The organism is Thermus arciformis (assembly GCF_900102145.1).
GTDB classification, from domain to species: Bacteria; Deinococcota; Deinococci; order Deinococcales; family Thermaceae; genus Thermus; species Thermus arciformis.
Genome location: NZ_FNBC01000009.1, coordinates 60583 through 67505 on the forward strand (window position 1 = coordinate 60583; position 6923 = coordinate 67505).

Sequence of the window (6923 nt, forward strand, 5' to 3'; positions counted from 1 at the left end):
GCCCGGACCCCCCGAAGGGGGCCCGGGGCGGGAGCCCTTAGCGCTTCTCTATGGTCTCAAAGGACTCGGAGCCCAAGGGGCTCGGGGTCCAGCCGCTGATGTTCTTCCGCTTGGCCAGGAGGGGCTGGGAGTGGACGATGGGGATGCGCAGGGCCAGGCTGAAGGTGAGCTCGTCCGCCTGCTGGTAGAGCCGCTTGCGCTCCTCGAGGCCCGGGGTGGTGGCCGCCTTGGTGAGGAGGTCCCCAAGCTCCTTCACGCAAAGGGGCTGGCCCGAGGCGTCAAAGAGGTCAGCGATGGGGCAGGCGAAGTGGGGGTCGTAGAAGTTCTGCGGGTCGCCGTAGTCCCCGGTCCAGCCCAGCATGTAGGCCTGGAAGCCGGGGGCCTTCTTGCGGTCGGCCAGGTAGCTCGCCCAGTCCTTGGTCTGGAGCTTCACCCGGATGCCAAGGGCCGAGAGGTCGGCGGCCATGGCCTCGGCGATCTCCTTGGGGGTGGGGAAGTAGGGGCGGGAGACGGGCATGTACCAAAGCTCCAGATCAAACCCGTTCGGGTAGCCCGCCTCCGCCAGGAGGGCCTTGGCCTTCTGCGGGTTGAACTCGTAGTCCGTCACCTTGGGGGACTGGAAGGCCTTCATGGAGGGCGGGGTGAAGTGGCCGTCGGTGACGCCAAGCTTTCCCCAGAAGGCCTGGACGATGGCCTTCTTGTTGATGGCCATGGCGATGGCCTGGCGCACCCGGGGGTCGGAGAGGGGCTTGTAGGCGGGGTTCAGGGCCAGGTAGCCCACGTTGAAGGAGGGCCGGAAGACGGGGTCCAGGTTCTTGTCGGCCTCGAGGTCCTTGAGGTTGGCGGGAGGGATGTCGGTGGTGAAGTCAATGGTCCCGGCCTTGAGGGCCGCCAGGCGGGCGGCGGGGTCCTTGATCACCCGGAAGACCACCCGGTCCACCTTGGGGAAGCCCTTCTTCCAGTAGGAGGGGTTCCGCTCCAGGACGATCTGCTCCCCGGGCCGCCACTCCACCAGGCGGAAGGGCCCCGTGCCCACGGCGCTCCCCGTGGGGGAGCCGTACCTGGCCCCGTCCTTCTGGATGGCGGCGGGGCTTGCGATGCCGAAGTAGCCCGAGCCGATGGCGGCGGGGAAGGCGGGGAAGGGCTGGGTGAGGACGAAGCGCACCGTGTACTTGTCCACCACCTGGACTTCCTTCAGGAGGGAGCCAGGGTCCCCCTTGAAGCCCCCGAAGAGCTCGGGCCAGATCTCGTAGCGGGCGGCGGCGTCAATGCGGGTGGGGTTCTTGGGGTCCCACCAGCGCTCCACGTTGAACTTCACCGCCTCGGCGGTGAGCTCGGTGCCGTCCTGGAACCGCACCCCCTGGCGCAGGCGGAAGGTCCAGACCTTGCCGTCTTGGCTGCTGTACCAGCTCGTGGCCAGGCCCGCGGTGACCTCCGTGCTCCCCGGCTTGAAGTCCACCAGGGTGTCGTAGATCTGCCGCTGCACGTAGATGGAGATGCCGTCCGTGATGTTGCCGGGCTCGAGGCTCACCGGCTCCCCGTTGGCCCCGAAGACCAGGGTCTTCTGGGCGAACCCGAGGCCCAGGGCTGCCAGAAGGCCAAGCAGGACTTTCCTCTTCATATGGCTCCTTTCTGGGGTCTTTCCCCTTGGTGTGCCGGACCAAGTATAAAGCGCCCCCCCTTGGGGGCGCAAGCTTGAGGTATCCCCCTCATCCCCTTTTCCCTGCTTCCTTGGCCCCCCTGCCGCCCAAGATCCCCGCCGGGCCCTTGGGCCACCATGGGCTGGTATCAGCCCTCCCCCAGGTAGGCCTTCTGCACCTCGGGGTTTTCCGCAAGCTCCCTGGCGAGCCCATAGAGGGTGATCTCCCCCGTGGCGAGGACGTAGCCCCGGTGGGCGATCTGGAGGGCGAGGCGGGCGTTTTGCTCCACCAGGAGGATGGTCCGCCCCTCCCGGTTGAGCCTTTGGATGATCTCAAAGATGAAGTCCACCAAGACGGGGGCGAGCCCCATGGAAGGCTCGTCCATGAGGAGGATCCTCGGGTTTTGCATGAGGGCCCGGCCGATGGCCAGCATCTGCTGCTCGCCCCCCGAAAGCGTCCCCCCCTTCTGTTGGCGGCGCTCGTAGAGCCTGGGGAAGAGGGCGTAGACCTCTTCCTTTCGCGCCTGCACCACCTTGCGGTCCTTCTCCAGGTAGGCCCCGATCTCCAGGTTCTCCTCCACGGTGAGCCGAGGGAAGATCCTGCGCCCCTCGGGCACGTGCCCCACCCCCAGGGCCACGATCTGGTGTGCGGGAAGGCGGTGGATGGGCTTTCCTTGGAAGAGCACCTCCCCCTGCCTTGGCCTCACCAGGCCGCTGATGGTGCGCAAGGTGGTGGACTTCCCCGCCCCGTTGGAGCCGATGAGGGTCACGATCTCCCCCTCCTCCACCCGGAGGGAGACCCCCTTTAGGGCGTGGATGTGCCCGTAGTAGGTGTGGACGTCCTTTAGCTCCAGAAGGCTCACGCTGCACCTCCCGCCGCCCCCTTGCCCAGGTAGGCCTCAATGACCCGGGGGTTCTTGCGCACCTCCTCGGGGGTGCCCTCGGCGATCTTGGAGCCGTACTCCAAGACGGCGATGCGGTCGGAGATGCGCATCACGAGGCGCATGTCGTGCTCAATGAGGACCACGGTGATGCCGAGCTCCGCCCGGAGCCTCTGGATGAAGGCCTGAAGCTCCTCCGTCTCCTTGGGATTCATCCCCGCGGCGGGCTCGTCCAGGAGGAGGAGCCTGGGCTTTAGGGCCAGGGCCCGGGCGATCTCCAGCTTGCGCTGCTCCCCATAGGGGAGGTTCTTGGCTAGCTCGTCCTTCCGGTGGAGGAGGCCCACATAGGCGAGAAGCCTTTCCGCCTCCTCCTTGGCGCGGCGCTCCTCCCTTTGGGCCAGGGGGGTGCGGAAGAGGGCGTGGAAGTAAGGGACGCGGATGTGGACGTGCATGCCCACCAGGAGGTTTTCCAAGACGGTCATGGCCCCGAAGAGGCGGATGTTTTGGAAGGTGCGCCCCACCCCCTCTTTGGCCACCCGGTCGGGGGGGAAGCCGGTGATGTCCTTTCCGAAGAGGAAGATCCGGCCCTCGTCGGGGGCGTAGATGCCGGTGAGGAGGTTGAAGAAGGTGGTCTTGCCCGCCCCGTTGGGGCCGATGACGGAGAAGATCTCCCCCTGGTTCACCGTAAGGCTCACGTTGTTCACGGCCACCAGGCCGCCGAAGCGCTTGGTGGCGCCTTGGACCTCGAGGGCCTTCATGCTTCCTCCATCTCCGCCCGGTGGCGCCTTTCCGGGATGAGCCCCTCGGGGCGGAAGATCATCATGAGCACCAGGACGAGGCCGAAGACCAGCCGCTCGTACTTGGCGGGGTCCACCTGGCTTGGGAGCTGGGGAAAGCTGGTGCGCACGAACTCGCTGAAGGTCTTGAGGATGTCCAGATTCAGGATGGTGAGGGCGGCCGCCCCCAGGATGGCCCCGGGGATGGAGCCCATCCCCCCCAGGATCACCATGCCCAGGATGGTGATGGAGGCGAGGAGGGTGAAGGACTCGGGGGAGACGAAGGTGCGCTGGGCGGCGAAGATGACCCCCATGACCCCGGAGAAGGCCGCCCCGGTCATGAAGGCCAGGAGCTTGGTGGGCAGGAGGGGAATGCCCATGGAGCGGGCGGCGATTTCGTCCTCCCGGATGGCCACCCAGGCCCGGCCAAAGCGGGAGTTGGCCAGGTTCACGTTCACCAGGACCACCAGGCCGATCATGAGGAGGACCAGGAGGTAGAAGAAGAGCTGGTAGTCCGTGGTCCGGTCCAGGGGGACGCCCAGGTGGGCCATGAGGTTCCGGAACCCGTCTATGGGGGGTCGCTGGACGGGGGTGATGCCCTGGGGGCCGTTGGTGATGTTGATGGGGTGGTCCAGGTTGTTGGCCAGGATCCGCACCACCTCCCCTAGGCCCAGGGTGACGATGGCCAGGTAGTCCCCCCGGAGGCGCAGGGCGGGCAGGCCGATGAGGAGGCCGGTGATGGCGGTGGTGACGATGGCGATCCCCATGAAGAGGTACATGTACTCCCCGGGGAGGGGGAAGTTCCCCTGGAGGAAGTTCTTGGCCTGCTCCGAGCCGAAGATGGCCCAGGTGTAGGCCCCCACGGCGAAGAAGGCGGCGTAACCGAGGTCCAAAAGCCCGGCCATGCCCACCACCACGTTGAGCCCCAGGGCCATGGCGGCGTAGATGCCGATCTGGATGCCCAGCTCAAAGATGAAGGTGTTGGCGAACCCCGCGATGGGCACGGAAAGGAGGAGGATGGCCAGGCCCAAAAGCGCCCGGACCCAGGTGGGGATTTTGGGCAAGGTGGTGAGGGCCACCAGGATGCCCACCAGGCCGATGAGGCCCAGGGTGTTGCCGGAGCGCTGCAGGTTCAGGGTGAAGGCCAGGGTGAGGAGGGCCAGGTTGAGGGCGCGGGCGTTCGGGGAGAGGCGGGCGAAGGCGGTGTAGAGAAGCGCCCCTAGCCCAAAGAGGTTGCTCAAAGCCCCTGGGGCCAAGAAGGCGAGGGCCAGGTAGCCTAGGTTTAGGGCGAAGGCGAGGGCGCTCATACCTTCTCCTTGACCACCTGCCCCAGGAGGCCCTGGGGCCGCAAGAGGAGGATGAGGATGAGGATGAGGAAGGCCACCACGTCTTTGTACTCCGTGCCGAAGTTGCCGTTTGTCAGGATGGGCAGGTAGGTGCCGAAGAAGTTCTCCAGCTGGCCCAGCACCAGCCCGCCCAGCATGGCCCCGGGGATGTTGCCGATCCCGCCCAAGACGGCGGCGGTGAAGGCCTTGACCCCGGGCAGGAAGCCCACGTAGGGGTTGACCGTGGTGTACTGCAGGGCGAAGAGCACCCCCGCCACCCCGCCCAGGGAGCCGCCGATGAGGAAGGTGCGGGAGATGATGCGGTCTGGGTCAATGCCCATGAGGCTTGCGGTCTGGAGGTCCTGGGCCACGGCGCGGATGGCCACCCCTAGCTTGGTCCGGTTCACCAGGTAGGTGAGGCCCACCAGCATGGCCATGGAGACCAGGATGAGGACGAGGGACTTGGTCTGGACGAAGATGGCTCCGCCGAAGAGGTCAAAGGAGCCCTCCAGGTCCTCCACGGTGCGCATGCGCAGGAAGAACTCGTTGTGCCAGAGACCCTCAATGAGGCGCACCAGGTCCTGGAGGATGAAGGAGACCCCGATGGCGGTGATGAGGGGGACCAGGCGGTTGGTGGTGCCCCGCTTGCGCAAGGGGCGGTAGGCGAAGCGCTCCACCAGGATGGCGGTGGCCCCGGCGATGGCCCCGCCCAGGAGGAGGGCGATGAGGAGGAGAAGGAAGCCGTTAGGCACCTGGGGAGCCAAGTAGCGGAAGACCTCCACCCCCACCACGGCCCCGATCATGAAGATCTCGGAGTGGGCGAAGTTGATGAGCTCCAAGACGCCGTAGACCATGGTGTACCCCAAGGCCACCATGGCGTAGACGAACCCCAGCACCAGGCCGTCAAAGATCACCTGGGGCAGGATGGAGAGGATCTGCTCTAGCAAAGGTCCTCCTTTCTCCGGGCCAAGGGGGTGGCCTTTAGGCCACCCCCTCCCTTTTTCCCGGAGTTTACTTGGCGCCGGGGGCCGCCATCTCAATCACGCGGATGAGCTTGTTGTCGGCCCAGTTGCCGCTTGCGGCCACCTGCATGACGAAGTACTTGGCCTTCTTGTTGTCGCCCTTGTCGTCAAACTCAATGGTGCCGGTGAGCCCCTCCATCTTGACCTTGCGCACCTCCTGGCTCACCTGCTCCCGGGTGGGCTTCTTGCCGCCGGCGGCCTTGATGGCGTTTTCCAGGGCGGTGAGGATCACGTTGGCCGCGTCGTAGGCGTAGATGCCGAAGCCCTCCATGTCCTTGCCGTACTTCTGCTTGAAGCGCTGGGCCACGGCCTTGGCCTTGGGGAAGGCGGAGACGGGGCCCGCCACCGTGGTGTAGAAGGTGCCGGCGGCGTTTTCCTTGCCCGCCAGGCGCACGAGCTCGCTGGAGTCCAGGCCGTCGCCGCCCATGAGCCGGGTCTTCACGCCGCGCTCGCGGAGCTGCTTCAGGAAGGGCCCCACCTGGCTGTAGATGCCCCCGAAGTAGATGAGCTCAGGCACGGGCCGGGCGCCCCGGATCTGGTTGATAATGGGGGTGAAGTTGGACTGCTCCTCGGTGCCCACGAAGGCCACCGCCTTGCCGCCCAAGGCCTCGAGGCGCTTCTTGAACTCCTCCGCCAGGCCCTGGCCGTAGGCGGTCTTGTCGTGGATGATGAAGACGTTCTTCACCTTCAGGTTGTTGAAGGCGTACTCCGCCCCCACGGGCCCCTGGACGTCGTCGCGCCCGCAGATGCGGTTTACGTTGGGAAGCCTGCGGTCGGTGACCCGGGGGTTGGTGTTGGCCGGGGAGACCATCACCAGGTTCACCCGGGCGTAGACCTCGCTGGAGGGGATGGCCACGCCGGAGTTCAGGTGGCCCACCACCCCCAGGATGTCGGGGTCGTTGATGATGCGGTTGGCGTTGGCCACGCCCACGTCGGGGTTGGCCTGGTCGTCGTAGGGGACCAGGACCAGGTCAAAGCCCAAGGCCTTGAACCGGGGCTTGGCCTCCTCCACGGCAAGCTCCGCCCCAAGCTTGATCTGCTCGCCGAGGGCGGCCTGGGGGCCGGAAAGGGGGGACTGGGTGGCGATCTTGATCACGTTGGCCTGCCCCAAGGCCATGCCCAGCGCAGCCGCACCTGCTACCAGAAGCCCGATTTTCCTCATAAGAGACCTCCTTGAGCACGCGTTCGCGTTGCGGCCCTATTCTAAGGGGGGGGTAGGTGGGTTTGTCAATGCCCCGCGGGCTTGCCTTGCAAAGGTCAGGAGGACGGGTGTATATCTC

General features: G+C 66.3%; 6 protein-coding genes. All 6 read right to left on the reverse strand.

What is annotated here, in order from left to right; genetic code table 11:
• Window positions 1–37: 37 nt before the first annotated feature.
• A complete protein-coding gene (locus tag BLP62_RS04985) occupies window positions 38–1621 on the reverse strand; it encodes an ABC transporter substrate-binding protein (protein ID WP_093006477.1) in 1584 nt (527 codons plus the stop codon).
• Between the two features lie 167 nt (window positions 1622–1788).
• Entirely contained in the window at window positions 1789–2502 is a 714-nt protein-coding gene (locus tag BLP62_RS04990) for an ABC transporter ATP-binding protein (protein ID WP_093006479.1), read from the reverse strand.
• A complete protein-coding gene (locus BLP62_RS04995; RefSeq protein ID WP_093006481.1) occupies window positions 2499–3278 on the reverse strand; it encodes an ABC transporter ATP-binding protein in 780 nt (259 codons plus the stop codon). Before BLP62_RS04995 ends, BLP62_RS04990 begins: the two co-directional genes overlap by 4 nt.
• A complete protein-coding gene (locus BLP62_RS05000) occupies window positions 3275–4603 on the reverse strand; it encodes a branched-chain amino acid ABC transporter permease (RefSeq protein WP_093006483.1) in 1329 nt (442 codons plus the stop codon). Before BLP62_RS05000 ends, BLP62_RS04995 begins: the two co-directional genes overlap by 4 nt.
• Window positions 4600–5568 carry a branched-chain amino acid ABC transporter permease gene (locus BLP62_RS05005; protein ID WP_093006485.1) on the reverse strand — a complete coding sequence of 323 codons (969 nt, stop codon included), beginning with the start codon at window positions 5566–5568 and terminating at the stop codon, window positions 4600–4602. The genes BLP62_RS05000 and BLP62_RS05005 overlap by 4 nt, the downstream gene beginning before the upstream one ends.
• 64 nt (window positions 5569–5632) lie before the next feature.
• On the reverse strand, window positions 5633–6805 hold the full coding sequence (locus BLP62_RS05010; RefSeq protein WP_093006487.1) for a branched-chain amino acid ABC transporter substrate-binding protein: 1173 nt from the start codon (window positions 6803–6805) through the stop codon (window positions 5633–5635).
• Between the last annotated feature and the right edge of the window lie 118 nt (window positions 6806–6923).

Coding starts and splice junctions, on each gene's coding strand:
- BLP62_RS04985 (WP_093006477.1), bottom strand. CDS start 1,621: ATGAAGAGGAAAGTCCTGCTTGGCCTTCTGGCAGCCCTGGGCCTCGGG.
- BLP62_RS04995 (WP_093006481.1), bottom strand. CDS start 3,278: ATGAAGGCCCTCGAGGTCCAAGGCGCCACCAAGCGCTTCGGCGGCCTG.
- BLP62_RS05000 (WP_093006483.1), bottom strand. CDS start 4,603: ATGAGCGCCCTCGCCTTCGCCCTAAACCTAGGCTACCTGGCCCTCGCC.
- BLP62_RS05010 (WP_093006487.1), bottom strand. CDS start 6,805: ATGAGGAAAATCGGGCTTCTGGTAGCAGGTGCGGCTGCGCTGGGCATG.